We start from the raw sequence: 24,702 nt of genomic DNA on the forward strand, positions 1-24,702 counted from the left end.
GTTGGCCGTTGCGGCTGCGCCGGGTGCGGGCCACCCTCGGAGGCACGTGACCACGACGGAGGTGTCCTGACATGGCGGTGTGCGAGGTCTGCGGCAACGACTACTACATGTCCTTCGAGGTGCGCACGGTCAGCGGCCAGGTGCACATCTTCGACTCGCTCGAGTGCGCGGCGCACCGGCTCGCCCCCGTGTGCGAGCACTGCCGCTGCCGGATCCTCGGCCACGGTGTCGAGGTCGAGGGGCAGCTGTTCTGCTGCGCGCACTGCGCCCGGGACAGCGGGGCGCCCGAGGGCACCGCGATCCGGGACAGCGTCGGGGCGCACCCGGTCAGCTGACGGGGTGCGGCGCCTCACAGGTCGAGGGCGTAGACCTCGCCCTCGCGGCGGAACCCGATGCTCTCGAAGTACGGCTCGACCATGCCCGGCGGGGTGAGCACCCGGCGGAAGCCGTGGTCGCGGAACAGGCCGCTGCGCCGGTAGACGAACTCGCCCGGCGCGAAGTCGCGGAACCGCGGCGTGACGTAGTCGAGGTCGACCTGCGCCGTGCCGGCCCCGGCGTCGCGCACGAGCACCACGCCGACCGTCTCGTCGCCACGCAGGACGAGGAACGCCGCGCGCCCCGGAACGTCGGGGTCGTAGACCATGTCCGGGTTGAAGTGCCGGATGTCGCCCTCGTGGATGCGCAGGAAGTGGCGCAGGTACTCGTCGCGCGGGGACACCTCGAGCACGGTGTAGGTGCCCTCGTCGTGCCGCCCGGCGAGCAGGCGGCGCAGGTGCACCACGTTGATCACCGCGAGCGTGACGTTGAGCCCGACCATCGGCCAGACCCCGAGGATGCCGTTGTAGGCAATGAGGATGACGGAGCCGACGAGGTTGAGCAGCCTCAGCCGCAGGATGCGCGTCTGGAGCAACGACCAGACGAGGATCGCCGACCCGACCCAGCCCAGCACCTCCAACCACGCCATGTGCCGGAGGGTATCGCGCGCCCTCAGCCCGCGGCTCGGCCCGCCGACCGCGCACCCCCTTTGCGCAAGTTACGGCCGCTGGAGCGCCCGGAAAGCGGGTCTCCAGCGGCCGTAACTTGCGCAAAGTCAGGAGGACAGGGCCTCGGTGAGCTGGTCGAGCATCCAGTCCAGGTCGTCCTGCTCGATGACGATCGGCGGCGCCAGCCGGATGGTCGAGCCGTGGGTGTCCTTGGCCAGCACACCGCGGGCCAGCAGCCGCTCGCACAGCTCACGCCCGGTCATCAGGGCGGGGTCGACGTCCACGCCGGCCCACAGCCCGCGGGTGCGCACCGCGGTCACCCGGTCGCCGACCAGGTCCAGCAGCCGCTCGCGCATCCGGGCGCCGAGCTCGGCCGCCCGGGCCTGGTACTCCCCGGTCTGCAGCAGCCCGACCACCGCGTGCCCCACGGCGCAGGCGAGCGGGTTGCCGCCGAAGGTCGAGCCGTGGCTGCCCGGGGTGAGCACCTCGAGCACCTCCCGGCGGGCGACCACGGCCGAGACGGGCACGATGCCACCGCCGAGCGCCTTGCCCAGCACGTAGGCGTCGGGCACCACGTCCTCGAGCTCGCAGGCGAACGTCGAGCCGGTGCGCCCGAGACCGGACTGGATCTCGTCGGCGACGAGCAGCACGTTGGCCGCGGTGCACAGCTCGCGGACCTCGGCGAGGTAGCCCGGCGGCGGGACCTGCACCCCGGCCTCGCCCTGCACCGGCTCGATGAGGACGGCCACCGTGGTCTCGTCGATCGCGGCACCCAGGGCGGCGGCATCGCCATACGGGACGATCCGGAACCCCGGGGTGAACGGGCCGAAGCCGGCCCGGGCCACCGGGTCGGTGGAGAAGCTGATGATCGTCGTGGTGCGGCCGTGGAAGTTGCCCTCGGTGACGATGATCGTCGCCCGGTCGGCCGGCACCCCCTTGACGTCGTAGCCCCACTTGCGGCTGACCTTGATCGCCGTCTCGACCGCCTCGGCGCCGGTGTTCATCGGCAGGACCAGGTCCATGCCGGCCAGCTCGGCCAGGTCGCGGCAGAACGGGCCCATGCGGTCGTTGTGGAACGCCCGGCTGGTCAGGGTGATCCGCTCGAGCTGCTCCCGGGCGGCGTCGAGCAGCACCGGGTGGCCGTGCCCGAAGTTCAGCGCGGAGTAGCCGGCCAGGCAGTCGAGGTAGCGCCGGCCGTCCACGTCGGTGACCCACGCCCCGGACGCGCTGGCGATGACCACCGGCAGCGGGTGGTAGTTGTGGGCGGTCACCGCGTCGTCGAGCGCGATGTCGCGCACGGTCAGCGAGACGGGGTCAACCGTAGGTCGCGAGGTCATCTGGCCCTCCGTAGTCGCCGCCGGGCGTCACGATGGTCCCAGCATCCCCGGCGATGATCGCCTGCGCATCCTCCAGCCGTCCGATGGCGGCCATGTCCCCGGTGAGCTCGACGAACCGGCACACCGCGTCGACCTTGGGGCCCATCGAGCCCGCCGCGAACGTCTCCCGCCGCAGCGCCGACGGCGTCACCCGCAGGATCGGCGTCGCCGAGGACGTGCCGTAGCCGCGCTCGACGTGCGGGACGTCGGTGAGGATGAGCAGCACGTCGGCCTCGAGCGCCTCCGCGAGGACGGCGGCGGTGAGGTCCTTGTCGACCACCGCCTCGACGCCGGCGAGCTTGCCCTTCTCGTTGCGGATCACCGGGACGCCACCGCCGCCGGCGCAGACGACGACCGCGCCGCTGGACAGCAGCAGCCGGATCAGCCGGGTCTCGATCACCCGCTGCGGCGTGGGTGAGCCCACCACGCGCCGCCAGGAGTCCTCACCGCCGTCCTGGTGCACCGTCCACCCGCGCGCCGCGGCCAGGCGCTCGGCCTCGGCCCGGGCGTAGACCTCGCCGACGAACTTGGTCGGGTTGGCGAACGCCGGGTCGTGGGCCAGGACCAGGGTCTGGTTGATGATGCTGGCGACCTGCCGCCCGGGCAGGGCGTTCTGGAGGGCCTGCAGCAGCCAGTAGCCGATCATCCCCTGGGTCTGGGCGCCCAGGACGTCGAACGGGTACGGCGTGGTCAGGTGCGGGTCGGAGGCGCTCTGCAGGGCGAGGACCCCGACCTGGGGCCCGTTGCCGTGGGTGAGGACGAGCTCGTGGTCGTGGGCCAGCGGGGCGAGGGCGTGCACCGCGCGGTCGACGTTGGCCTCCTGGGTGGCCGCGTCCGGCTTCTCCCCGCGCCGCAGCAGCGCGTTGCCCCCGAGCGCCGCCACGATCCGCATCGCTCAGCCGCCGAGCGTCGCGACGAGCACGGCCTTGATCGTGTGCATCCGGTTCTCGGCCTGGTCGAAGACGATCGACGCGTCGGACTCGAAGACCTCGTCGGTCACCTCGAGCGCCTCCATCCCGGTCTGCTCGAAGAGCTGCTCGCCGACCGTGGTGTGCCGGTCGTGGAACGAGGGCAGGCAGTGCATGAACCGCGCCGCCGGGTTGCCCGTCGCCTTCATCAGCGCCGCGTTGACCTGGTAGGGCTTGAGCAGGTCGATCCGCTGCTGCCACAGCTCCTTCGGCTCGCCCATCGACAGCCACACGTCGGTGTAGACGAAGTCGACGCCGCGCACCCCCTCGGCCGGGTCCTCGGCGTGGGTGATCCGGGCGCCGGTGCGCTCGGCCAGGGACCGGGCGCTCGCGATGACCTCGTCGTGGTTCCACTGTGGCCGGGGAGCCACCATGCGCACGTCCATGCCCATGAGCGCCCCGGCCACGAGCAGCGAGTTGCCGACGTTGTTGCGGGCGTCACCGACGAACGCGAACGAGATCGCGCCGTCCGGCTTGGCGCAGTGCTCGCGCATCGTCAGCATGTCGCACAGCGTCTGGGTGGGGTGCCACTCGTCGGTCAGCCCGTTCCAGACCGGCACCCCGGCATACGCCGCGAGCGTCTCGACCAGCTCCTGGCGGGACCCGCGGTACTCGATCCCGTCATACATGCGGCCCAGCACCCGGGCCGTGTCCTTCATCGACTCCTTGTGCCCGATCTGGGTGCCGGTCGGCTCCAGGTAGGACACGTGCGCGCCCTGGTCGAAGGCGGCCACCTCGAACGCGCACCGGGTCCGAGTGGAGGTCTTCTCGAAGATCAGCGCCAGGTTCCTGCCGGCCAGCAGCGGCCGCTCCGTCCCGGCGTACTTCGCGGCCTTGAGGCTCGCGGCCAGGTCGAGCAGGGCCGTCCACTCCCGGGGGGTGAAGTCGAGCTCCTTGAGGAAGCTGCGCCCGTGCAGGTTCGGTGCCATCTAGATCCCGTCCCTGTCCACCGGGCAGGTCATGCACCGCGGGCCGCCGCGGCCGCGGCCGAGCTCGCTGCCCTGGATCGTCACGACCTCCAGGCCGTTGCGGCGCAGGTGCGTGTTGCTGGTGACGTTGCGTTCGTAGGCGACGACCACGCCGGGGGTCACCGTCAGCACGTTGCACCCGTCGTCCCACTGCTCGCGCTCGGCGGCGCGCACGTCCTGGGTGGGGGTGAGCACCCGGATGTCGTCCAGCCCCAACGCGTTCGCGATGGCCCGGTGCATCTCCTCGGGTGCGTGGTCGGTCACCTTGAGCTCCTTGTCGGAGTCCCCGGGCTCGATCGTGTACGACGCGAGCATGCCCAGGCCGGCGTACTTGGTGAAGGTGTGCGCGTCGACCATGGTCATCACGGTGTCGAGGTGCATGAACGCCCGGGCCTTCGGCAGCACCAGGGCCACGATCTGCCTCGCCGCGCCCGCCGCGAACAGCTCGTGGGCCAGCCGCTCGACCGCCTGCGGGGTGGTGCGCTCGCTCATCCCGATGAGCACCGCGCCGCGGCCGATGACCAGGACGTCGCCGCCCTCCATCGTGGCCGGGCCGCCCTCGGTCCCGCCGGACCAGACATGGAAGCCGGCATCGCCGAACTCGGGGTGCCAGCGGTAGATCGCCTCGTAGTGCAGCGACTCGCGCTGCCGGGCCTTCTTGCTCATCGAGTTGATCGCCACGCCGTCGTAGACCCAGCAGGAGGTGTCGCGGGTGAACAGGTGGTTGGGCAGCGGCGCGAGCAGGAAGTCGTCGAGGGCCATGGCGTGGAAGGCCACCGACTTCGGCTCGTCCATCCGCTCGAGCGCCTCGCGCTTGGTGATGCCGCCGATGAGCATCTCGGTGAGGTCGTCGGCGTCCATCGCCTCGACCATGTCGCGTACCGGCTCCAGCGCCATCGGGCCGTAGACCCGCTCGTCGAGGACGTGCCCCAGGACGTGGTCGCGCGCCTCGGGCACGGCCATCGACCCGCGCAGCAGGTGGTCGAAGTAGACGACCTCGACGTCGAGCTCGCGCAGCGCCTCGGCGAAGCCGTCGTGCTCCTGCTTGGCCCGCTTGACCCACAGCACCTCGTCGAAGAGCAGGTCGTCCTTGTTGGTCGGCGTCAGCCGCTTCAGCTCCAGGTCCGGCCGGTGCAGGATGGCCCGGCGCAGCCGACCGACCTCGGACCCGACGTAGTACCTGCTGCCCATCACTGCCTCCGTGGCTCGGTCATGTGGCCGCGCTGGGAGAGGTAGACGGGGATGCCCACCAGCCCGGCGGCGCCGGTCATCAGGAACGGTCCCCACACGACGTACCAGCTGTCACCGGTGTTGCGTGAGTAGTAGATGAAGGCTAGCGAGAAGAACAGCGCGACGACGGCCACGACGAGGTCGCGCCACAGCCGTGCGGTCTGCACCCGGTGGTCGTCGTGCCAGCGCCACTTCAGCTGCGCCAGGGCGGAGAAGGCGTAGGGCACGGCAGCCGTGATCCCGGTCATGAGGACGAGGGTGGTGAACACCGTCGAGCCGTTGGTGCCCAGGTAGCTGACCACGACCGCCGCCGATGCCAGCGCGGTCGAGGCGACGATGCCGATCGCCGGCACCCGGCGCGAGGACAGGCGCCCGAAGGCCGCAGGAAAGAGACCGTCCCGCGCGGCCGCAAGGGGCATCTCCGCGCAGATCATCGTCCAGCCGTTCAGGGCGCCGACGCCCGAGACGACGACCGCCGCCGCGACCACGTCACCGGCCCACGTGCCGCCGACGATGTGGTTGAAGGCCACCGAGTAGGACGCCCGGTTCTGCGCCTTGGCCAGGTCGGCCGCCGGGATGATCCCGAAGACGACGACCATGGACAACAGGTAGACCACCGCGCTCGCGAGCGTCCCCAGGACCGTCGAGCGCGGGATGTTGCGCTCGGGGTCGCGGACCTTGCCCGCCGCGACTGCTGCCGTCTCCACCCCGAGGTAGATGAACAGGCAGATCGCCATGGCCCCGCCGATCGCCGACAGGTTCGACTCGCCGCTGGTGTTCCACGGGGTGAAGTTCGCGGGCTTGATGAAGAACAACCCGACGGTCGAGATCAGCGCCAGCGGCACGATCTTGAGGATCGTCGTGACGACCTGGAAGGCGGCCATGTTCCGCACGCCGGTGAGGTTGACGGCGGCCGGGATCCACAGCCCCGCCAGGGCGATGACGATCGACCAGCCGGCGGAGCCGCCCTTGTTGACGAAGTGCTCGACGTAGAACACGCAGCCCACCACGATGGCGGCGTTGCCGGCCCAGGCGGTGACCCAGTAGGACCACGCGTTGGCGAAGCCGACCCCGTTGCCGAAGGCGGCGCGTGCATAGGCGTACGGACCACCGTCCGCCGGCATCCGGCGTGACATCACCGCGAACATGAAGGCCAGGGCCGCCGCTCCGACCGTCGCGAGGACCAGGGCCACCAACGAGATCGGGCCGTAGGAGGCCAGCGAGTACGGGAGGCTGAAGATGCCGACCGCGATGATGCTGCCGACGACCAGCGCCGTCGACTGGGTCAGGCCCATCGCGCGCTCGGCCGGTGCCGTGCTGGGCCGCTGACGAGGCAGGGTGTCGTGGGCCATGGTGACCTCCCGCAGGGACGACCGGCCCGCCCGACGGGCTGGTCCACCTCGATGTTCTTCCCGGCGTGGGCGCCGCCGTCATGCCGAAGGTCCTCCCGCGACGGGGGGGCCGGACGCCCGGTGTCCGCGGCGCCTCAGAGGTGCCGGCCGAGCCGGGTGCGGCGCACCAGCAGGCTGCCCACGTCGAAGCACAGGAGCACCCCGCCCAGGGCCACCACCAGCGCCTTGACCTCGGCGGCCAGGGGGACCGGCCGCAGCAGCACCGCCAGCCCGAGGAGCACCGGGGCCTGCAGCAGGTATGCCGTGTAGGCGCCGCGCCCGGCGCGGCGCCACTGCGGGCCGTCGAAGCGCAGCCGGGTCTGGGCCTTGGCCAGCAACCAGATCGGTCCGCAGACGGTGAGCGTGGCCTCCAGTGCGGCCACCCCGAGCGCCGGGAGGTTCCACCCGCCTGCGAGGTCGGTGCCGGTGATCCGGGTGGGGCCGACCGCGACGACCACCGCAATGGCGACGAGGACGCCGGCGACCACGGCCCGGCCGGTGCCGCGGCGGATCCCGGGCGGCACCGAGACCAGCCAGCCGTGACCGGAGGCCACCGTGCCCAGGGCGAACAGCCCCGCGCACTCGGGCCACTGCCACACCTGCAGCCCGGCGACCTGGTTGGTGTCCAGGCCCAGCCACAGCCGGACGACGAACGTCCCCGCCGCCACGCCGGCCACGAGCAGCGCCACCGTCCGGCCGGTGGGCGCGCCGCCGCGCCGCATCCGCGGTGACATGGCGGCTGTCCTCCACCACACGGCATACCCGGTGGAGAACAGGAGCAGGACCGGCAGGAACCACAGCGGTCCGGTGTCGAGGGTGGGCACGAGGCGGCGCAGGTCCTGCCACCAGGTCGCCCGGCTGTGCCGGATGCCGCGGTCGAGCCAGTGCACCAGCGTCGGGAAGACCAGCAGCGCGAAGACCGCCCACGGGACCCCGAGGCGCAGGACCCGGTCGCGCACGTAGGGGCCGGCGCCCTTGCGCTGCAACGACCCCGGCGTCAGCAGCCCCGAGATGAGGAACAGCAGGGCGATGAGGAAGACGGCGAACGGGCCGACCACCGCCAGCACCACCGTCTGGGTCAGCCCGGCGAGGGAGGTCTCGCGGTAGGCCTGGTAGGTCCAGCCGAACTCTCCGCTGTAGCCGAGGATCCCGTGGCCGGCGATGATCCCGGCGACCAGCAGCGTCCGGAGGTTGTCCAGACAGGGCCAGCGCGCCGGGGAGACGCTCATGGCCGTGGTGTGGTGCCGGGGGTGCCCGTCGCCGGGGCCGGGGTCGCGCCCGGCAGCGTCGGGGTGGTGGAGGAGGGGGTGGCGATGCTGCCCTCCGGCACGGCGGGCACCGTGGCCGTCTGCACGCCGTCGAGGTCGCGGCACACCCGGCCGGAGGGGCGGTCCTTCTCGATGGTGCGGCCGTTGACCACGGTCACGTCGTCGTAGGCCGGCCGGCCCTCGATGAGGTTGCGGTAGGTGTAGCGCACCAGCGAGGTCAGTCCGCAGTCCTGGCCGAAGACGGCGATGTCGAACGCGTAGGGCTGGCCGGTGAGCTCGCCGCCGGGCTCCTCGACGAGGTGGCTGACCGTGCCCCCGCCGGTGAACGTGCCCACGCCGATCCGGTTGCCCTCCAGCTCGTCGCTGTGGATGTGCCCGTTGACGAGCACGCCCGCGTGGTCCACGCCCTTGACCGCCGACGGCTCGTGCGACACGACCAGGTCGGGCACGTCCCGGCCGGCGAAGGTGCGGTTGAACGCGTCCACGGACGGCTGCTGCTTGGCCGCGTTGTCCTTGTTGTCGTCGCCGAACCAGCGCGGGTCGTTGAAGCCGGCGATGCGCACCCCGGCGATGGTCGCCTCGGTGAACGTGCTCGCGTTGGGCTGGAGCAGGATCACGTTGGGGATCCTGGCCATCCGCCGCAGGATGGCCCGGTCGGTGGGGCTGTTGGCGTCGTGGTTGCCGCGGACGAAGACGTAGGGCACGCCGAGCCGGGAGATGGACGTGAAGATGCCGGCCGCCTCGGCCTCGGCGACGCTGCCGAAGTTGGTCAGGTCACCGCTGTCGACCACGGCGGTGATCTCCTCGTCCTTGATGACGCTCTGCATCACCGGGTACTGGTTCGCCCCGTGGATGTCCGACACGAGCAGGAACCGCGCCGCCGCCGGCTGGTTGAGCTCCTGCGGGACGAACTTCTCCTGCAGCGCCTGGCTGAGGGCGAGCAGGTTCTTGATGTACGGCGTGGCCTGGTTGGCCCGGGCCTCCACGTCCCCGAGCAGGCCCGCGTTGCGCCGGAGCGTGCCGAGCAGGCCGCTGGTCTTGTAGCTGCTGAGGTTCCTCGGCTGGTAGCTGTCCCAGACGCCGAGGCCGGTGCCGCCGACGGCGAGCAGCACCGCGGTCCCGGTCGCGGTCACGTGGCGCCACGACGGGCGCCGGCGCCGCCCGAAGGTCACCAGGCCCACCGTCACCAGGCCGACGCCGACCGCTCCGGCCGCGAAGCGCAGGCCCACTCCCGAGACGGCGCTGGCCAGGGCCGCGCTGACCTCCGTGGTCGAGGGCTGCAGCGAGCTGATCGAGACGCGGCGGTCGTCGAAGACGTCGGTGATGTTCTCCTTCACCTGCACGGTCGCGTCCACGCCCGGGGCCGGCAGCAGGCTGGTGAACTCCAGGTCGATGTCGCCGAAGGACGTCGGGCTGTGCAGCGTCGAGGTCAGGGTCGGCAGGGCCGACAGGCGCACGTCGGCGCGGTAGTGCCGCGTCTCCACGGTCGTCGGGAAGAGGCTGGTGGTGGCGACCCCGCCGGCGTAGCAGGCGAGCGTCAGGCCCAGCACGGCCAGCACCTTCGGCCCCCACCGCCGGGCGCGCGGGCGCGCCCACCCGCCGGCGGCGCGCAGCCGCTGCCACGCCCCGCCGAGCCGTCCCCGTGTCGTGCGGGTGCCCGCCATGCCCCTCACTCTGCCAAACCTGGCGGGCTCGCACGGTCACGACCCGGCGTCAGTACGTGGCACCGCCGGGCAGGCCGACGGTGGTCAGGAACCACACCGCCGAGGTCAGCACCACCACGACGAGCGCGGTGAAGGTCAGCCCGCCGAGGACCGGCAGCGCCCAGCGGGGCATGTGGCTGTGCAGCGTCAGCACCTTGGCCACGAACGCGCCGTAGAAGATGCACCCGGCCAGCGAGTGCACGAGGACCCTGGGCTGGTCGTACTGGAACCCCAGGGCCCACAGGCAGTGGTAGGCCACGGGAAGGCTGACCAGCACCGCCAGCCCGCCGGACACCCGGTGGAAGGTGCCCAGCCATGACGGCGCCGGCCCGGACCCGAGGTGGCCGAACAGGCGCAGCGCGGACACCAGCTGGACCAGGGCGAGCAGCCCGGCGACCGAGCCGAGCCACACCTTCATCGAGACCAGGTCGGGGAACCCCAGGGTCGTGATGGGCCGGAACGTCGGCTGGTGCAGTCGGCCGTAGACGCCGAGCGCCACGGCGACCGCGGCGCCGATCGCCAGGGTGCCGGCGACGCGTGCCGGCCGGGTCGTGGTCGTGGCCACCGGCCCAGCGTGGCCCCGCCGCCCCACCGGCGCCACCGTCAACCGGACGACCTCCACTGCGCCGCACACCGGTATGCCGCGCCACGGGCGCCGCGGCCCGGCATACCGGTCGCGCGGGGGCTGGCAGCATGGGCACGTGCGCATGTTTGCCGCGGTGGTGCCGCCGGAGCACGCCCTGGACGACCTCGAGGAGTTCCTCGGGCCGCGGCGCGAGGCCGGGCCCGGGCTGCGCTGGACCGCGCGCGACCAGTGGCACCTGACCGTGGCTTTCATGCCGGCGGTGCCGGAGCGGGCGGTGGACGACCTGCTGGAGCGGATGGCCCGGGCTGCCGCCCGGCGCACGCCGTTCGCGGCCACGTTGACCGGGGCGGGGGCCTTCCCGGACCCGGCCCGGGCCAAGGTGCTGTGGGCCGGGGTCGGTGGCCTCGAGCCCGAGGTGGAGCTGTCCCGGCTGGCGGTGGGCGCCCGGGCGGCCGCGGCCAAGGCGGGCGCCGACGTCGAGGGCCGTCGCTTCCACCCGCACCTGACGCTGGCCCGGGTCGGCCGGCCGGCCGAGGTGACCCGGTGGCTGCGCGTGCTGGAGACCTACCGGGGCCCGGGATGGACGGCGAGCGAGCTGGTGCTCGTCGAGTCCCACCTGGGCGAGGGTCCCCAGCGGCGACCGCGCTACGAGGTGGTGGAGACCTTCGCCCTGGGCGCGCGCCGGTGACCGGCCAGCCGACGGGCCAGCCAATCGGTCAGCCCGCGCTGGCCCGCCGCCTGGGAACGGCCGACGCCGTCGTCATCGGGCTCGGGTCGATGGTGGGCGCGGGCGTGTTCGCCGCGTTCGGCCCGGCGGCCCGGGCGGCCGGGTCCGCGCTGCTGGTAGGCCTGGCGCTGGCCGCCGTGGTGGCCTGCTGCAACGCGACCGCCTCCGCCCAGCTGGCGGCGCAGTACCCCACCTCGGGCGGCACGTACGTCTACGGCCGGGAGCGGCTCGGCCCGTGGTGGGGGTTCCTGGCCGGGTGGGGGTTCGTCGTCGGCAAGACGGCCAGCTGCGCGGCGATGGCGCTGACCTTCGCCGCCTACGTCGCACCGGGGCCGTGGGAGCGCCCCGTCGGCGCCGTGGCGGTCGTGGCGCTCGCCGCGGTCAACTACCGCGGGGTGACCCGGACCGCCCGGCTCACCCGGGTCATCGTCACGGTCGTGCTCGCCGTCCTGGCTGTGGTCGTGCTGGCCTGCCTGGTCGGCGGGCAGGCCAGCGTCGCGCACCTCACGCAGCCGTATGCCGGTCCGCTGGGTGGGTGCTACGGCACCCTGCAGTCCGCCGGCCTGCTCTTCTTCGCCTTCGCGGGGTATGCCCGCATCGCCACCATGGGGGAGGAGGTGCGCGACCCGCGGCGGGTCATCCCGCGAGCCGTCATGCTCGCGCTCGGGGTCGCCGTCGCGGTCTACGCCGTCGTCGGCGTCAGCGCGCTGCTGGTGCTCGGGCCGACGCGGCTGGGTGTCGCGGCCGCCCCGCTCGCGGCCGCTGTCGGGGCCGGTGGCTGGTCCTGGGCGGTGCCGCTGGTGCGCGTCGGCGGGGCGCTCGCCTCGCTCGGGGCGCTGCTGGCGCTCATCGCCGGCCTGGGCCGAACCACCCTGGCCATGGCGCGTGAGCGCGACCTGCCCGGCTGGCTGGACGCCGTCCACCCGCGGTACCGCGTGCCGCACCGGGCCGAGGTGGCCGTGGCCGCGGTCGTCGTCGTGCTCGTCCTGGCCGTCGACCTGCGCGGGGCGATCGGCTTTTCCTCCGTCGGCGTCCTGACCTACTACCTCGTGGCCAACCTCGCCGCGCTCACCCAGACGGGGGAGTGGAGAAGGTTTCCCGGCTGGCTGCAGGTGCTGGGCGCGGCGGGCTGCGTCGTGCTGGTGGCCACGCTGCCAGTGTCGGCCGTGGTCGTGGGGGTGGGGGTGTTCGCCGCCGGCGTGCTGCTCCGGCTGGTCACGCGCCGCGTGCGCGCGAGCCGGACCACCGGCAGCTGAGCACCACCGCCAGCGGCCAGAGTGCCTGGGCCGCGGCCGCCACGCGCTCGGACAGGCCGATGGCCGGCCCACCGGAGCGCAGCTCGAGGAGCAACCACGCCACCAGCAGCGCGAGCACCACGGTGGCTGTCCCGCCGGCCCTGCGGCGCAACGCCGTCGGCGTCCCGGGACGGCTGCGTGAGGCCAGGGCGGGCCACACCGCCAGGGCGGCGAACGCGGTCGAGGCGGCCGCGGTGTGCGTCGCCGCGCTGCCCGACGGCGACGGCAGCGGCAGCAGCGCCACGAGGACCGTTGCGACACCTCCGACCGCCAGCGTCAGGCGCCCGGCCGTCGCCGCAGGGCGCAGTGCCAGCGCGGTGGTCGCGTGCGCGACGCCGAGCCCGATCAGGGCCACCGTCATCACGACCCGGTGGGGCGCGCCGGCGGCCGCGAGCGCGCTGATGGTCTGTCGCACCGGGTCGAACGGCGCGGGCTGCACGGCCTGCGCCCACGTCCAGCCCCCGACCAGCAGGACCGGGGCGGCGACCGCGGAGGTCAGGCCCCACCAGGGCACCCGGGCCGGCGGGCCGCTGCGCACTGGGTCAGCCCTCGACGGTGACCGTGGTGCCCGGCCGGGTCATGGTGCCGGCGGGGCACCACCAGGTCATCACCTCGACGGCGAGCCGCCCGGCGCGCACCGCCGGGTCGGCCTCGGCCAGCTCGCGGGCTCGATCGGTGGAGCCGGTGCAGAAGAAGGTCAGCCCGCGCAGGGACTCATCCGGCTGGTCCAGCACCGGGCCGTTGGTGACGATGTGCCCGGCCTCGCGCAGCGAGGCGAGGTAGGCCAGGTGCTCGGCCTGGATCCGCTCCAGGGTTGCCTCGTCATACGTCGTGGCGTCGGCCGGGCGCCTCAGCAAAACCAGCTCGAAGGACTCCAGGTTCACGCCCCGCACGGTAGACCCCTCGGCGACCCGCGGCGCAGCACCGGGACGGGTGTCATTCCTCAGCTCGCTGGCGCACCTTGGCCGCGGTCAGCAGGAAGGCCGCATCGGTGAGCGCCTCGACGGCGTGCGTCTCCAGTGGCAGCTCCAGCAGGTCGCCCTGCGTGGCCTCCCACGCCTGGCCCTGGGTGGCGACCCGCAACCGCCCACGCAGCACCAGCATCGTCGCCTCACCCGGGCTCTCGTGGTCGCCGAGCCGGGCCCCTTCACGCATCGCGATGACCGTCTGGGTGAGGGTCGCCGTCGGCCCGCCGTAGAGCATGCGCGCGCTGCGTCCGTTCGAGGCGGCCGCGGCCGCGTCACCCAGCGTCCGGACCTGCTGGTCGAGGTTGTCCGGCTGCATCTCGTGTCTCCCTCTCGCCTGCCCCGGTCGATCGTGGCTGGGTGCGACTCCAGCGTGCCTCACAGGCCCTGGTGTAGCCCGGTAGGTGGGTCCTGTGCGGTCGGGACAGCGAAGGGCCCCGCCGCTGCCGGCAGGGCCCTTCGGTCTCTGTCTCTCCTGTGCGCTGGTGCGCCGGGGGTGCGGTTACCAGTAGTGCTTGCGTCCGCCGACGGCGCGGCCGGTCGCGCCGAGGATCCACAGAACGGCACCGACGATGATCAGGATCGTGCCGATCGTCGTCAGCAACGGGATGCTGGCGACGATGCCGATGATCAACAGGATCAGTCCGAGAATGATCACGCTGGTCTCCTTGTGAGAGGTGGGGAGATCAGGGTGTACCCAAGTGGGGCGCTTTTCAACGGATGGGGCCCGTGAACGCTCCTGTCCGCTCCTGTCCGCTCCCGTCGTCTCCCGTGGGCTCCCGTGGGCGGAAGGTCCTGAGCGGTCGGGTTCGGCCCGCGCCACGCTGGCCATGACCTGCCGCTGCTCCTGTTGGGAGGCGCCATGAGCACCGCCGGCTACCCCGTCCGTGTCGATGCCCGGCTGGACCCCGGGCTCAGCCGCTGGCTGTGGCTGGTCAAGTGGCTGCTGGCCATCCCGCACTACGTCGTGCTGCTCGTGCTGTGGGCCGCGTTCGTGGTGCTCAGCATCGTGGCGTTCTTCGCCATCCTGTTCACCGGGCACTACCCCCGGGCGATCTTCGACTTCAACGTCGGGGTGCTGCGCTGGAGCTGGCGGGTGGGCTACTACGCGTACGGCGCACTGGGCACCGACCGCTACCCGCCGTTCACCCTCGACGAGGTGCCCGACTACCCGGCGCACCTCGAGGTGGCCTACCCCGAGAAGCTCTCCCGAGGCCTGGTGCTGGTCAAGACCTGGCTGCTGGCCCTGCCGCACTACCTCGTCGTGGCGTTCTTCGCCGGGGGCTCCCTCGCGCTGGTCTCCGGCGACAACCGGACCCGGATCTGGTCCAGCGGCCTCATCGGGCTGATGGTCCTCGTCGGCGCGGTGGTGCTGCTCGTGACCGGTCGCTACCCGCAGTCGGTCTTCGACTTCGTGCTCGGCATGAACCGCTGGGTGCTGCGCGTGGCCGCCTACGCGTCGCTGATGACCGACGAGTACCCGCCGTTCCGGTTCGACCCCGGCGGCGACGACCCCTCGGAGGCGCGCATGACCATCGGGACACCGCCCCCGCCGCAGCCCATCGAGGGGCAGCCGCCCGTGGACTCGACGGCGCAGCAGGCGGCCGCCCCGCCCGCGGGGCCCACGTCACCCCCGCCGGCCACCATGGCTCAGGCGGCACCTCCGGCGGCGGCGACCGCAGGCGCCAGGAAGTGGACCGGGGGGCGGATCGTCTCCGTGGTCGCCGGTGCCGTGCTGCTCGCGGGGTCGCTGGGGCTGCTGGCCGCCTCGGCCGGGCTCGGGGTGCTCAACCTCGCCTCCCGGGACCGCGCCGGCTTCGTCACCACCGCCTCGCGCACCTTCGCCACCTCGACCAGTACCATCGCCAGCAGCGCGGTCGAGGTCGGCGCCTCGGGGCAGGACTGGAGCGGGGCGAGGTGGGCGCTCGGCGACGCGCGGGTGCGGGCGGAGTCGCTGGACCCGCGGCCGGTGTTCATCGGCGTCGCGCGCACCGCGGACGCGGCGGCGTGGCTGGCCGGTGTGGACCACTCCACAGTGATCGGCTTCCGTGACGGTGCGCCGGTCTACCGCGACGTCACCGGCGGGACGCCCTCGGCGCCGCCGGAGCAGGCGGGGATCTGGGCCGCCAGCGTGTCCGGCACCGGCCCGCAGGAGCTGGTGTGGCCGATCGAGTCCAGCGACTGGACCGTTGTGGTGATGCACCCCGACGGCAGCCCCGGGGTCATCGTCCGCGCCGACGCCGGTGCCACGCTCCCGGTGCTGCACTGGCTGTGGCTGGCGCCGCTCGTGGTGGCGCTGGTGCTCATCGTCGCCGGTGTCCTGCTCGTGGTGCTCGCCATCCCGCGGGCGGGGCGGACATGAGGGTCCTGGTCGCCGAGGCCAGCCGGCACGGCTCGACCCTGGCCATCGCCGAGGCGCTCGCGCACACGCTGCGCGAGGAGCTGCCGGAAGCCGAGGTGGACGTGCACGAGGTCGAGGACGCCCTGGACGTGGGGCCCTACGACGCGGTGGTGCTCGGCTCCGCCGTCTACCTGGGGCGCTGGCTGGAGCCGGCCCGCCGCTTCGCGCGGCGCAACGCCGGGGAGCTGCTGCACAAGCCGGTCTGGCTCTTCTCCAGCGGTCCGCTCGGGGAGCAGCCGGTCCAGGAGTCCGAGCCCCACGACGCCACGGAGATCGCCGGCGAGCTCGACGCCCGGGGGCACGAGGTCTTCCTCGGCCGGCTCGACCGGGACGACCTCGGGCTGGCCGAGCGGGCGGTCGTGGGCGTGGTCCGTGCGCCGTACGGCGACTTCCGGGACTGGCCGGCGGTCCAGGAGTGGGGGCGGCGGATCGCCGCAGCGCTGGTCCCGCAGCAGCACGCGGGCTGACGTCCCTGCGCCCCGGTGAGGGGCACGGCATACTGCGCCCATGTCTGCCGGACGCAGTGCAGGGGACGCCGATGTCATCGTCGTGGGGGCCGGGCTGGCCGGCCTCGTGGCGACGGCCGAGCTGGTGGAGGCGGGCCGCAGGGTCCTGCTGCTCGACCAGGAGTCGGCCGAGAACCTTGGGGGACAAGCGTTCTGGTCCTTCGGCGGGATCTTCCTGGTGGACTCACCCGAGCAGCGGCGCATGGGCATCAAGGACTCCTTCGACCTGGCCTGGCAGGACTGGACCGGCACGGCCGGCTTCGACCGGGAGCGCGAGGACCGCTGGCCGCAGGAGTGGGCCCGGGCCTACGTGGAGTGGGCGGCCGGCGAGAAGCGGGCGTGGCTGCGTGAGCGCGGCGTGGGCTTCTTCCCCGTGGTCGGCTGGGCCGAGCGTGGTGACGGGACGGCCACCGGGCACGGCAACTCGGTGCCGCGCTTCCACGTCACGTGGGGGACCGGTCCCGGGGTGCTCGAGCCGTTCGTCCGACGGGTCCGCCAGGCTGTCGACGACGGCCGGGTGCGCATCGGCTTCCGGCACCGGGTCGACGCGCTCACCGTCGAGGGCGGGGTGGTGACCGGCGTCAGCGGCAGCCGGCTCGCCCTGGCGCACGAGCCCCGCGGCGCAGCCACGAGCCGTGAGGTGGTGGGCGACTTCGCGGTCCGCGCCCAGGCGGTCGTGGTGACCTCCGGCGGCATCGGCGCCAACCACGACCTGGTCCGGGCGAGCTGGCCGGCCCGGCTCGGCGAGCCGCCGCGCGAGATGGTCACCGGCGTCCCGGCCTACGTCGACGGGCGGATGGTCGGCATCAGCGAGGCCGCCGGGGCCAGCGTGGTCAACCGCGACCGGATGTGGCACTACGTCGAAGGCCTGCAGAACTGGGACCCGATCTGGCCCGGGCACGGCATCCGGATCCTGCCGGGGCCGTCCTCGCTGTGGTTCGACGCGCTGGGCCGCCGGCTGCCGCCGCCGCTGTTCCCCGGCTTCGACACCCTCGGCACGCTGGCCCACCTGCGCCAGACCGGGCACGACCACTCCTGGTTCGTGCTGACGCAGAAGATCATCGAGAAGGAGTTCGCCCTCTCCGGCTCGGAGCAGAACCCCGACCTGACCGGCCGCTCGGTGCGGCAGGTCCTCGCCCGGGCGCTGCCCGGCGCACCGGGGCCGGTGGAGGCCTTCAAGCGGCACGGCGCGGACTTCGTCGTCGCCGACACCCTGCCCGAGCTGGTCGCCGGCATGAACGCGCTCACGCCCGAGCCGCTGCTGGACCCCGCGGAGATCGAGCGCCAGGTGGTGGCCCGCGACCGCGAGATCGACAACGACTTCGGCAAGGACCTGCAGGTCACCGCGCTGCGGGGCACCCGGGCCTACCGCGGTGACCGGCTGATCCGCACGGCGACCCCACACCGCATCCTCGACCCCAAGGCGGGTCCGCTGATCGCGGTGCGGCTGCACGTCCTGACCCGCAAGACGCTCGGCGGGCTGGAGACCGACCTGTCCGCGCGGGTCCTCGGCGCCGACGGGTCGCCCGTGCCGGGGCTCTACGCCGCCGGCGAGGTCGCCGGCTTCGGCGGTGGCGGGATGCACGGCTACCGGGCGCTGGAGGGGACCTTCCTCGGCGGCTGCCTGTTCTCGGGGAGGGCAGCCGGTCGCGCTGCCGCGGAGGAGGTCGCATGAGCGTGCCCACGCGTGACCAGAGCGGGCGGGGCCTGCGGCTCATCGCCGACCTGTCGCTGCGGTTCCTGCTGATCTCGGCCGCGATCTACGTGCTGCTGCGGATCCTCAACGCCATCAGCCTGGTCACGATCACCGTGGTGGTGGCCCTGCTCGTCAGCGCGCTGCTCCAGCCGGCCGTGGCCTGGCTGGTCGGCCGCGGCGTCCCCCGGCCGGTGGCCGCGATCGGGGTGTTCGTCGTCGGTGTCGTCGCCATCGGGCTCGCCGTGTGGTTCGCCGTCTCGCAGGTGGCCAACAACGCCACGCTCATCGGCAACCAGCTCCTGAACGCCCTCACCTCGATCCAGGACTGGCTCGTGCACGGTCCCCTGCACCTGTCCGCGAAGCAGGTCGACCAGCTCGGCTCGAACCTGCAGCAGACCCTGGCGAACAACCAGGGCACCATCGTCTCCGGCGTGTTCGCGACGGCGGGCAGCGCGCTGAGCGTCATCAGCGGCGGGGTGCTCTGCCTGTTCGCGATCTGCTTCATGTTGCTCGACGACGGCCAGATCTGGCGCTGGGTGGTCAGCCTCGCCCCCGACCGGGAGGAACCGCGGGTCGCGCATGCCGGGCAGGTGGCGTGGCGCACCCTCAGCGCCTACATGCGGGGTTGCGTCATCCTGGCGTTCATCAACTCGCTGACCATGGTCATCGTCATGCTCGTCGCCGGGATGCCGCTGGTCATCCCGCTGGGTGTGCTGCTCTTCCTCGGCTCGCTCATCCCGCTGGTCGGCATGGTGGTCGCGGGCATCGTCGTGGTCCTCGTCGCGCTCGTGACCAAGAGCGTGGCCGTGGCGATCGTCATGGCGGTGGCGCTGGTGCTCACCGTCCAGCTCGAGGGCAACATGCTCAACCCGTACATCCTCGGCAAGGCGGTGAGCATCCACCCGCTGGCGATCCTGCTCGCGGTCACCGGCGGCACGATCCTCGGCGGGGTGTTCGGCGCGTTCATCGCGGTGCCGCTGGTCGCGGTGCTCAACAACGTGCGCACCACGGTCCGCCTCGACGCGGCGGCAGCCGACGGCTGACCCACGTCCTGTAGCGGTCGACAGCCCGCCCGGGGAGGAGTCGAATGGATCCCCGGCCACACCGCGCCGGGACCACCCGCCCGAGGGAGGCACCGTGTCCGGTCACGTCTACCGCGTCATCGAGGTCGTCGGGTCCTCACCCGACAGCGTCGACGCCGCCATCCGCAACGCGATCGACCGGGTCGGGCAGACCACCCGGCACCTCGACTGGTTCGAGGTCTCCGAGATCCGGGGCCAGCTCGACGACAGCGGTATCGCGCACATCCAGGTCGGCCTCAAGGTCGGCTTCCGGATCGAGCAGTCCGGGGACTGAGCCGTGGGCACCACCGCGCCGGAGCACCCCGAGGCGCCGCACGACCACGAGCTCGAGGAGCTCGAGGTCGACTCCAGCATCCCGCCGCGCCCGGAGGAGGAGGTCGCCGACGCCGACGGCGACGAGGCCGCCGACGCCGGTGGGCTCACAGGGTCCGGGTGACCTTCGACAGCCCTCGCGGCACGTCGGGGTCCTGAGCGCGGGACACCGCCAGCTCCCGCGCCAGCTGCTGCAGCGGGATGACCTGGACGATCGGCGCGACCCGCTCGACCATGCCGGCGGGCAGCGGCACGGTGGGCTCGGCGCCGACGCCGGGAGGGGCGACCACGCACAGGTCCGCGCCCCGCTCGACGAGGCGCTCGAGCACCGGCGCCAGGGCGCGCCCGCCCGCGCCCTCGGGGACGATCGCCACGACCGGGCGGTCGGCGTCGATCAGGGCCAGCGGGCCGTGCAGCAGGTCGGCTCCGGAGAACGCGTGCGCCGACAGGTAGCAGGTCTCCATCAGCTTCAGCGCCGCCTCGCGCGCGGTGGGGTAGGCGTAGCCGCGCGAGGTCGTGACCAGCTTGTCCACGAACCGGTACCGCGCCGCCACCGCCGCGACCTGCGGCAGGTCGAGCGCGGCGTGCGCGAGCGACGGCAGGCCCTGCAGGTCGAGGGTGTCGGCGTCCCGCCACGCCTCGACGAGCAGGAGCAGGGTGAGCAGGCTGGCGGTGTAGGTCTTGGTGGCGGCGACGGAGTGCTCGGGCCCGGCGAGCACGTCCAGGTTCAGCTGCGCCGCCTCGGCCAGGGGCGACCCGGCGGCGTTGGTGACGGCCAGGGTCAGCGCGCCCCCGGCACGGGCCCGGCTCGTCGACTCGACGAGGTCGGGCGAGCCGCCGGACTGGCTCACCGCCACCCAGAGCACCCCGGACAGGTCGGGCTCGGCGCCGTACGTCGTGTACGTCGAGGTGGACACCAGGCCGGCGGGCAGGCCCAGCGTGGTCTCGATGAGGTACTTGGCGTAGAGCGCGGCGTGGTCGCTGGTGCCCCGGGCGGCGAGCAGCACGAAGCGGGGCGCGAACCGGCGCACCTGCGCGGCCACCGCCTGCACCGCGGCCGGCGCCTCGCGCAGCACCCGCTCGAGCACCTCCGGCTGCGATGCGACCTCGGCGGCCATGAGCGCGCCGGGAGCCGTGGTGCCGCGTGAGCCCTGCGCGCCGCTCACGCGAAGCGCTCCCGCAGCCACCGCACCTGACGGGCGCTCTGGTGCGTCCCGCCGCCCTCGTGCTCGTTGTAGGGGAACACGTCGATCTCCTTCGGCCCGGCGTAGTGGTTGTATGCCGCGAAGACCGTCGACGGCGGGCAGATCGGGTCCATCAGGGCGACCGAGAACAGCGCGGGGACGTGCGCGTGCGCCGCGAGGGTCATCCCGTCGAAGTAGCTGATCGTGGCGAGGGCCTGGGCCACCCGGTCGCGGTGCGTGCGCACGAAACCCAGCAGCTCGGCATACGGCCGGGTGTCCGTGACTTCGATGGCCCGGGCGACGTGCGAGAGGAAGGGGACGTCGACCATCGCGGCGGCGACGCCGTCGGCCAGCGCCGCGGCGGCGAGGCTGATCGCGCCGCCCTGGCTGCTGCCGTGGACCGCGATGCGGCTGCGGTCGACCCCGTCGAGCGCGTGCGCCACCTCGACGGCGCGCACGGCATCGGTGAACACCCGGCGGTAGTAGTAGTCGTGCGGGTCCAGCACCCCGCGGGTGAGGAACCCCTCGACGTGCGGGGAGTCGCTGCCGGCCTGGTCGCCGGTGGCCCCGGCGGTGCCGCCGCGGGCGCCCTGGCCGCGGGTGTCCATGACGATGGTGGCGAACCCGGCGGCAGGCCAGGCCAGCCAGTCCAGCGGCTCGCCGCGGCCCTGCCCGTAGCCGAGGTAGTGCACGACGGCGGGCAGGTCACCCGCGAGGCCGCGGGGCCGCAGCAGCCAGCCCCGCACCCGCTGGCCGCCGAACCCGTTGAACGACAGGTCCTGCGCCTCGACCAGCGGCAGGTGCAGGTCGTGCTCGGTCAGCGTCAGGTCGAGCGGGTGGCTGCGCGCCTCGGCGAGCGTCGTGTCCCAGAAGGAGCGGAAGTCCCCCGGCTCGGCACGGTCGGGCCGGTACTCGTGCAGCTGGTCGAGGGACAGGTCGAACAGGGGCATGGCCCGACCCTATTGCGCGTTCTGGCGTATGCCCTGTTGCGTCCCGGCCGCCGATACTGGGGGCGGGGCAGGGGAGTGGATGGGGTGAGCGACATGGCCTGGCACCTGACCGGCGAGTACCTCGAGAACTGCAACTGCGACATCCTCTGCCCGTGCGTCACGTCGGCGTTCCAGGCGCCGGCCGACAACGAGCGCTGCCTCGTGCCGTTGGCCATGCGGGTCACCGACGGGGAGTCCGACGGGCTACGCCTCGACGGCCTCGGGATCATCCTCGTGGTCGACGCGCCCCAGGTGATGGGCGAGGGCGGCTGGCGGGTGGCCGTCTACATCGACGAACGTGCCGACCAGGCGCAGCGGGAGGCGCTCGGCCCGATCCTCTCGGGTGCCAGGGGTGGCATGCCGGAGTTCCTCGCCACCCTCATCGGCGAGCAGGTGGGGGTGAAGTTCGTGCCGATCACCTTCGAGTCCCACGACGACACCCGACGCGTGACCGTCCCCGGCATCATGGACTTCGAGGTCACCGGCGTCCGGGCCCCGGACAGCCCGGTCATGCGGATCGTCAACGTCTTCCACCCCATGGGCACGGACCTGCCCGTGGCGCGGAGCACGGTCGGGACCTTCAACGACCCGGACTACGGCTGGTCCTTCGACAACGCGGGCAAGAATGGCCACTACCGCGACTTCGCCTGGTCGGCGTAGCGACTCCGCCGTCCTGTGGGCGGTGCTGCTGGGGGTCGCGGCGCTGTGCTGGGCGTGGCTGCTGACCTGGTCCAGCAGCCCGTCGATGTCGATGTCCACGTCCATGTCCGCCCCGATGGGGGCCTCGGGCGCGCCGACGGCTCTGCTGGCGTTCCTGGGCCTGTGGGTCGCGATGATGGCCGCCATGATGCTGCCGTCGGTGGCGCCCGTCGCGCGGGTGTACCTGCGGGTGGTCTCGGCGCAGACCACGGGCCCGGCCCGAGCGGTCAGGGTGACGGCCCTGCTGTCCGGCTACTTCCTGGCGTGGGCGGCGTACGGGCTCGTCGCCTTCGGGCTGACCCGGTGGCTCGACACGGTGACGATGACCAGCGGTCGGGCGCGGGTCGTGGCCGCGAGTGCCGCTCTGGCGCTGGCCGGGGCCTACCAGTTCAGCCCGCTCAAGGCCCGGTGCCTGGCGCACTGCCGCTCCCCGCTGGGGGTGCTGATGCACGTCGGCAGCTTCACCGGCCGGCTGCGCGACGGGCGCGTGGGCGCCTGGCACGGGGGCTACTGCCTGGGCTGCTGCTGGAGTCTGATGCTCGTGCTCGTCGCGGTGGGCGTCATGAACATGGTGTGGATGGCCGCGCTGGCGGTCGTCATCCTGCTCGAGAAGGCGTGGCGGTATGGCCCACACCTGAGCCTGGCCGTCGGGGCACTGCTGCTGGTCCTCGCGGTGGTCGTGCCCTGGCAGCCCGCCCTCATCGGGGCCTAGGCCGGAGAGCCCGTCCGCCCTGGCGGGGCGGCGGACTCAGAGGTACTGGCCGGTGGGGCCGGTCTCGTCCCCGTGGCGCGGCATACCGGGCATCGGGTGGTGCCCGGGACCGGCCGGTCCGTGCCCCGGTGGCAGGGCCCGGCGCATCTCCTGCAGCTGGGCCTGCGCCGCCATCTGCTGGGCGAACAGCGCGGTCTGGATGCCGTGGAACAGCCCCTCCAGCCACCCCACCAGCTGGGCCTGGGCGATGCGCAGCTCGGCGTCGGAGGGCGCGGACTCGTTGAACGGCAACGTGATCCGCTCGAGCTCCTCGACCAGCTCGGGGGCGAGCCCCTGCTCGAGCTCGGACAGCGAGCGACGGTGGATCTCGGCCAGCCGCGCCCGCCCCGCCTCGTCGAGCGGCGCGTTGCGGACCTCCTCGAGCAGCTGCTTGATCATCGAGCCGATGCGCATGACCTTGGCCGGCTGCTCGACCAGGTCGGCGGGGCTGCGCTCCTCCTCCTCGGTGGTCGCGGGGTCGTGGTTGGCCACGCCCATCCCGTCCTGGGTCACCACCACGACGCGCTGGCCCTGCTCGTCGTCCCCGCGCTGCTGCTCGACGTCGCTCATGGCCCCATCCTGCCCGGTCAAACCGGTTGCCGCGTCCACACCCGCGCTGCGAGCCTGCGAGACATGTCCGCACCCACGCTTCCGCCGTCACTGGCCGACCGGCTCACCCTCGGCCCGGTGACCGGCGAGGATGCGGAGGGGGTGTTCGCGCTGGTCAGCGCGTGCGACCTGGCGGTGCTCGGGTTCGTGGACTCCACCCTGGAGGACGTGCGAGAGGACACCGGACCGACCGCGACCGGGGAGCCGCGCCGCCAGGGCCTGGCCCGGGACTCCTCAGGGCAGGTCGTGGCCTGGTGGTGGACCGGGCCGAGGCCGGACAGCGCGCACCTGCCGGTGGACCTCTACGTGCACCCCGGGCTGGACGGGCCGGACGGCGACGCGATCGCCGCCGTGGCGTGGGCGCAGGTCACCGCCTGGGGGCGGGAGCGGTATGCCGGGTGGTCCGGCGAGGTGCCCCTGCTGGACACCGGGTCGATCCAGGGCGACTCGGTCCACGAGCGTCGCCTGGCCGCGGCCGGGTTCGAGCGGGTGCGCACCTTCTGGCGGATGAGCGGGGACGTGCCGCCGGCGCCGGCGCCCGCGCCGGAGGTGCCCGGACTGGTGGTGCGGACGGCGCGCTGCGACGACGAGGCCGACACGCGGCTGGTGCACCGGCTCAAGGAGGAGAGCTTCGCCGAGCACTGGGGCAAGGAGCCGGAGGCCTACGAGGCGTTCATGAGCCGCTGGCACGGCAGCGCCGGGTTCGACCCGAGCCTGTGGTTCGTGGCCGAGCTGGACGGCGAGCCGGCGGCGGTGATGCTCGCGAGCCGGCGCATGGCCAACGAGGACGCGCTCTACATCCAGAGCCTCGGCACGCTGGCGCCCGCCCGTGGGCGGGGCGTGGCCTCGGCGCTGTTGCACCACGCCTACGAGGTGGCCCGCCGTGAGGGCTATGCCCGGGTCCGGCTCGGGGTCGACAGCGACAACCCGACCGGCGCGCCCGGGGTCTACCGCCGGGCCGGCCTGGAGACGATCTTCGCCATGAGCGCCTGGCACAAGCCCCTGACCTGACC

Annotated in this window: 28 protein-coding genes; 12 read left to right on the forward strand and 16 right to left on the reverse strand. The window is 73.2% G+C overall.

What is annotated here, in order from left to right; all coding sequences use genetic code 11:
- Window positions 1–71: 71 nt before the first annotated feature.
- Window positions 72–335 (forward strand): Prokaryotic metallothionein, encoded by a 264-nt coding sequence (locus tag FB474_RS19745; protein ID WP_141790585.1) that lies wholly within the window; start codon window positions 72–74, stop codon window positions 333–335.
- A 14-nt stretch (window positions 336–349) separates the two neighbouring features.
- Here FB474_RS19745 and FB474_RS19750 read toward each other — a convergent pair whose 3' ends face one another.
- From FB474_RS19750 to FB474_RS19790, 9 genes are all read right to left on the reverse strand, one after another.
- Window positions 350–964: a YgjV family protein gene (locus FB474_RS19750; RefSeq protein WP_141790586.1), complete on the reverse strand. Its 615-nt coding sequence runs from the start codon at window positions 962–964 to the stop codon at window positions 350–352.
- Window positions 965–1,090: 126 nt separating this feature from the next.
- On the reverse strand, window positions 1,091–2,320 hold the full coding sequence (rocD, locus tag FB474_RS19755) for an ornithine--oxo-acid transaminase (protein WP_141790587.1): 1,230 nt from the start codon (window positions 2,318–2,320) through the stop codon (window positions 1,091–1,093).
- Window positions 2,298–3,251, reverse strand: coding sequence for a carbamate kinase (locus tag FB474_RS19760; RefSeq protein ID WP_141790588.1), 954 nt, complete (start codon window positions 3,249–3,251; stop codon window positions 2,298–2,300). The genes rocD and FB474_RS19760 overlap by 23 nt, the downstream gene beginning before the upstream one ends.
- Before the next feature lie 3 nt (window positions 3,252–3,254).
- On the reverse strand, window positions 3,255–4,256 hold the full coding sequence (gene argF / locus FB474_RS19765) for an ornithine carbamoyltransferase (RefSeq protein ID WP_141790589.1): 1,002 nt from the start codon (window positions 4,254–4,256) through the stop codon (window positions 3,255–3,257).
- Window positions 4,257–5,486: an arginine deiminase gene (locus tag FB474_RS19770; RefSeq protein ID WP_141790590.1), complete on the reverse strand. Its 1,230-nt coding sequence runs from the start codon at window positions 5,484–5,486 to the stop codon at window positions 4,257–4,259.
- On the reverse strand, window positions 5,486–6,877 hold the full coding sequence (locus FB474_RS19775; RefSeq protein WP_141790591.1) for an amino acid permease: 1,392 nt from the start codon (window positions 6,875–6,877) through the stop codon (window positions 5,486–5,488). The genes FB474_RS19770 and FB474_RS19775 overlap by 1 nt, the downstream gene beginning before the upstream one ends.
- Window positions 6,878–7,011: 134 nt before the next feature.
- Entirely contained in the window at window positions 7,012–8,145 is a 1,134-nt protein-coding gene (locus tag FB474_RS19780) for an acyltransferase family protein (protein WP_141790592.1), read from the reverse strand.
- Window positions 8,142–9,848: a metallophosphoesterase family protein gene (locus FB474_RS19785; protein ID WP_141790593.1), complete on the reverse strand. Its 1,707-nt coding sequence runs from the start codon at window positions 9,846–9,848 to the stop codon at window positions 8,142–8,144. The genes FB474_RS19780 and FB474_RS19785 overlap by 4 nt, the downstream gene beginning before the upstream one ends.
- A 49-nt stretch (window positions 9,849–9,897) precedes the next feature.
- Window positions 9,898–10,452: a DUF6529 family protein gene (locus FB474_RS19790; RefSeq protein ID WP_141790594.1), complete on the reverse strand. Its 555-nt coding sequence runs from the start codon at window positions 10,450–10,452 to the stop codon at window positions 9,898–9,900.
- Here FB474_RS19790 and thpR point away from each other — a divergent pair.
- Complete coding sequence (gene thpR / locus FB474_RS19795; protein ID WP_246092726.1) at window positions 10,445–11,161, forward strand: RNA 2',3'-cyclic phosphodiesterase; 717 nt, start codon at window positions 10,445–10,447, stop codon at window positions 11,159–11,161. The genes FB474_RS19790 and thpR overlap by 8 nt on opposite strands.
- Window positions 11,158–12,456 carry an APC family permease gene (locus FB474_RS19800; RefSeq protein ID WP_425465325.1) on the forward strand — a complete coding sequence of 433 codons (1,299 nt, stop codon included), beginning with the start codon at window positions 11,158–11,160 and terminating at the stop codon, window positions 12,454–12,456. Before thpR ends, FB474_RS19800 begins: the two co-directional genes overlap by 4 nt.
- Here the strand turns inward: FB474_RS19800 and FB474_RS19805 are convergent.
- The 4 genes from FB474_RS19805 to FB474_RS19820 all read right to left on the reverse strand — a co-directional run bounded on the left by FB474_RS19805 (window position 12,416) and on the right by FB474_RS19820 (window position 14,118).
- Window positions 12,416–13,033 (reverse strand): DUF998 domain-containing protein, encoded by a 618-nt coding sequence (locus FB474_RS19805; protein ID WP_221632708.1) that lies wholly within the window; start codon window positions 13,031–13,033, stop codon window positions 12,416–12,418. The genes FB474_RS19800 and FB474_RS19805 overlap by 41 nt on opposite strands.
- A gap of 4 nt (window positions 13,034–13,037) precedes the next feature.
- A complete protein-coding gene (locus FB474_RS19810) occupies window positions 13,038–13,379 on the reverse strand; it encodes a YciI family protein (RefSeq protein ID WP_185746287.1) in 342 nt (113 codons plus the stop codon).
- Between the two features lie 52 nt (window positions 13,380–13,431).
- A complete protein-coding gene (locus FB474_RS19815; RefSeq protein WP_141790597.1) occupies window positions 13,432–13,779 on the reverse strand; it encodes a cupin domain-containing protein in 348 nt (115 codons plus the stop codon).
- 183 nt (window positions 13,780–13,962) lie between these two features.
- On the reverse strand, window positions 13,963–14,118 hold the full coding sequence (locus FB474_RS19820) for a DUF6131 family protein (protein ID WP_141790598.1): 156 nt from the start codon (window positions 14,116–14,118) through the stop codon (window positions 13,963–13,965).
- A 204-nt stretch (window positions 14,119–14,322) separates the two neighbouring features.
- Here FB474_RS19820 and FB474_RS21450 point away from each other — a divergent pair, with 204 nt between their 5' ends.
- The 6 genes from FB474_RS21450 to FB474_RS20895 all read left to right on the forward strand — a co-directional run bounded on the left by FB474_RS21450 (window position 14,323) and on the right by FB474_RS20895 (window position 19,581).
- Window positions 14,323–15,822, forward strand: coding sequence for a DUF4389 domain-containing protein (locus FB474_RS21450; protein WP_141790599.1), 1,500 nt, complete (start codon window positions 14,323–14,325; stop codon window positions 15,820–15,822).
- Window positions 15,819–16,328 carry a flavodoxin domain-containing protein gene (locus FB474_RS19830; RefSeq protein WP_141790600.1) on the forward strand — a complete coding sequence of 170 codons (510 nt, stop codon included), beginning with the start codon at window positions 15,819–15,821 and terminating at the stop codon, window positions 16,326–16,328. Before FB474_RS21450 ends, FB474_RS19830 begins: the two co-directional genes overlap by 4 nt.
- Before the next feature lie 40 nt (window positions 16,329–16,368).
- Window positions 16,369–18,042, forward strand: coding sequence for an FAD-binding dehydrogenase (locus FB474_RS19835; protein ID WP_141790601.1), 1,674 nt, complete (start codon window positions 16,369–16,371; stop codon window positions 18,040–18,042).
- A complete protein-coding gene (locus tag FB474_RS19840) occupies window positions 18,039–19,106 on the forward strand; it encodes an AI-2E family transporter (RefSeq protein ID WP_141790602.1) in 1,068 nt (355 codons plus the stop codon). The genes FB474_RS19835 and FB474_RS19840 overlap by 4 nt, the downstream gene beginning before the upstream one ends.
- A gap of 94 nt (window positions 19,107–19,200) precedes the next feature.
- The gene (locus tag FB474_RS19845) at window positions 19,201–19,419 is read left to right on the forward strand and encodes a dodecin (protein WP_141790603.1); all 219 of its coding nucleotides are present in this window, start codon (window positions 19,201–19,203) and stop codon (window positions 19,417–19,419) included.
- 3 nt (window positions 19,420–19,422) lie between these two features.
- Window positions 19,423–19,581, forward strand: a complete 159-nt coding sequence (locus tag FB474_RS20895) for a hypothetical protein (protein WP_185746288.1) — start codon at window positions 19,423–19,425, stop codon at window positions 19,579–19,581.
- Here the strand turns inward: FB474_RS20895 and FB474_RS19850 are convergent.
- Both FB474_RS19850 and FB474_RS19855 read right to left on the reverse strand, forming a co-directional pair.
- Window positions 19,565–20,623, reverse strand: coding sequence for an SIS domain-containing protein (locus FB474_RS19850; protein WP_342778152.1), 1,059 nt, complete (start codon window positions 20,621–20,623; stop codon window positions 19,565–19,567). The genes FB474_RS20895 and FB474_RS19850 overlap by 17 nt on opposite strands.
- Window positions 20,620–21,591 (reverse strand): acetylxylan esterase, encoded by a 972-nt coding sequence (locus tag FB474_RS19855; RefSeq protein WP_141790604.1) that lies wholly within the window; start codon window positions 21,589–21,591, stop codon window positions 20,620–20,622. The genes FB474_RS19850 and FB474_RS19855 overlap by 4 nt, the downstream gene beginning before the upstream one ends.
- Before the next feature lie 93 nt (window positions 21,592–21,684).
- Between FB474_RS19855 and FB474_RS19860 the strand changes: the two genes are divergently transcribed.
- Together FB474_RS19860 and FB474_RS19865 are read left to right on the forward strand one after the other, a co-directional pair.
- Window positions 21,685–22,290 (forward strand): DUF1326 domain-containing protein, encoded by a 606-nt coding sequence (locus tag FB474_RS19860; RefSeq protein WP_141790605.1) that lies wholly within the window; start codon window positions 21,685–21,687, stop codon window positions 22,288–22,290.
- A gap of 22 nt (window positions 22,291–22,312) precedes the next feature.
- Window positions 22,313–23,041, forward strand: coding sequence for a DUF2182 domain-containing protein (locus FB474_RS19865; protein ID WP_221632709.1), 729 nt, complete (start codon window positions 22,313–22,315; stop codon window positions 23,039–23,041).
- 36 nt (window positions 23,042–23,077) lie between these two features.
- Here the strand turns inward: FB474_RS19865 and FB474_RS19870 are convergent, their stop codons facing one another.
- Window positions 23,078–23,650 (reverse strand): bacterial proteasome activator family protein, encoded by a 573-nt coding sequence (locus FB474_RS19870; RefSeq protein ID WP_141790607.1) that lies wholly within the window; start codon window positions 23,648–23,650, stop codon window positions 23,078–23,080.
- A 63-nt stretch (window positions 23,651–23,713) separates the two neighbouring features.
- Between FB474_RS19870 and FB474_RS19875 the strand changes: the two genes are divergently transcribed.
- A complete protein-coding gene (locus FB474_RS19875; RefSeq protein WP_141790608.1) occupies window positions 23,714–24,700 on the forward strand; it encodes a GNAT family N-acetyltransferase in 987 nt (328 codons plus the stop codon).
- Window positions 24,701–24,702 lie beyond the last annotated feature (2 nt).

Origin of the sequence: Oryzihumus leptocrescens, from assembly GCF_006716205.1 — a bacterium.
Lineage (GTDB): Bacteria > Actinomycetota > Actinomycetes > Actinomycetales > Dermatophilaceae > Oryzihumus > Oryzihumus leptocrescens.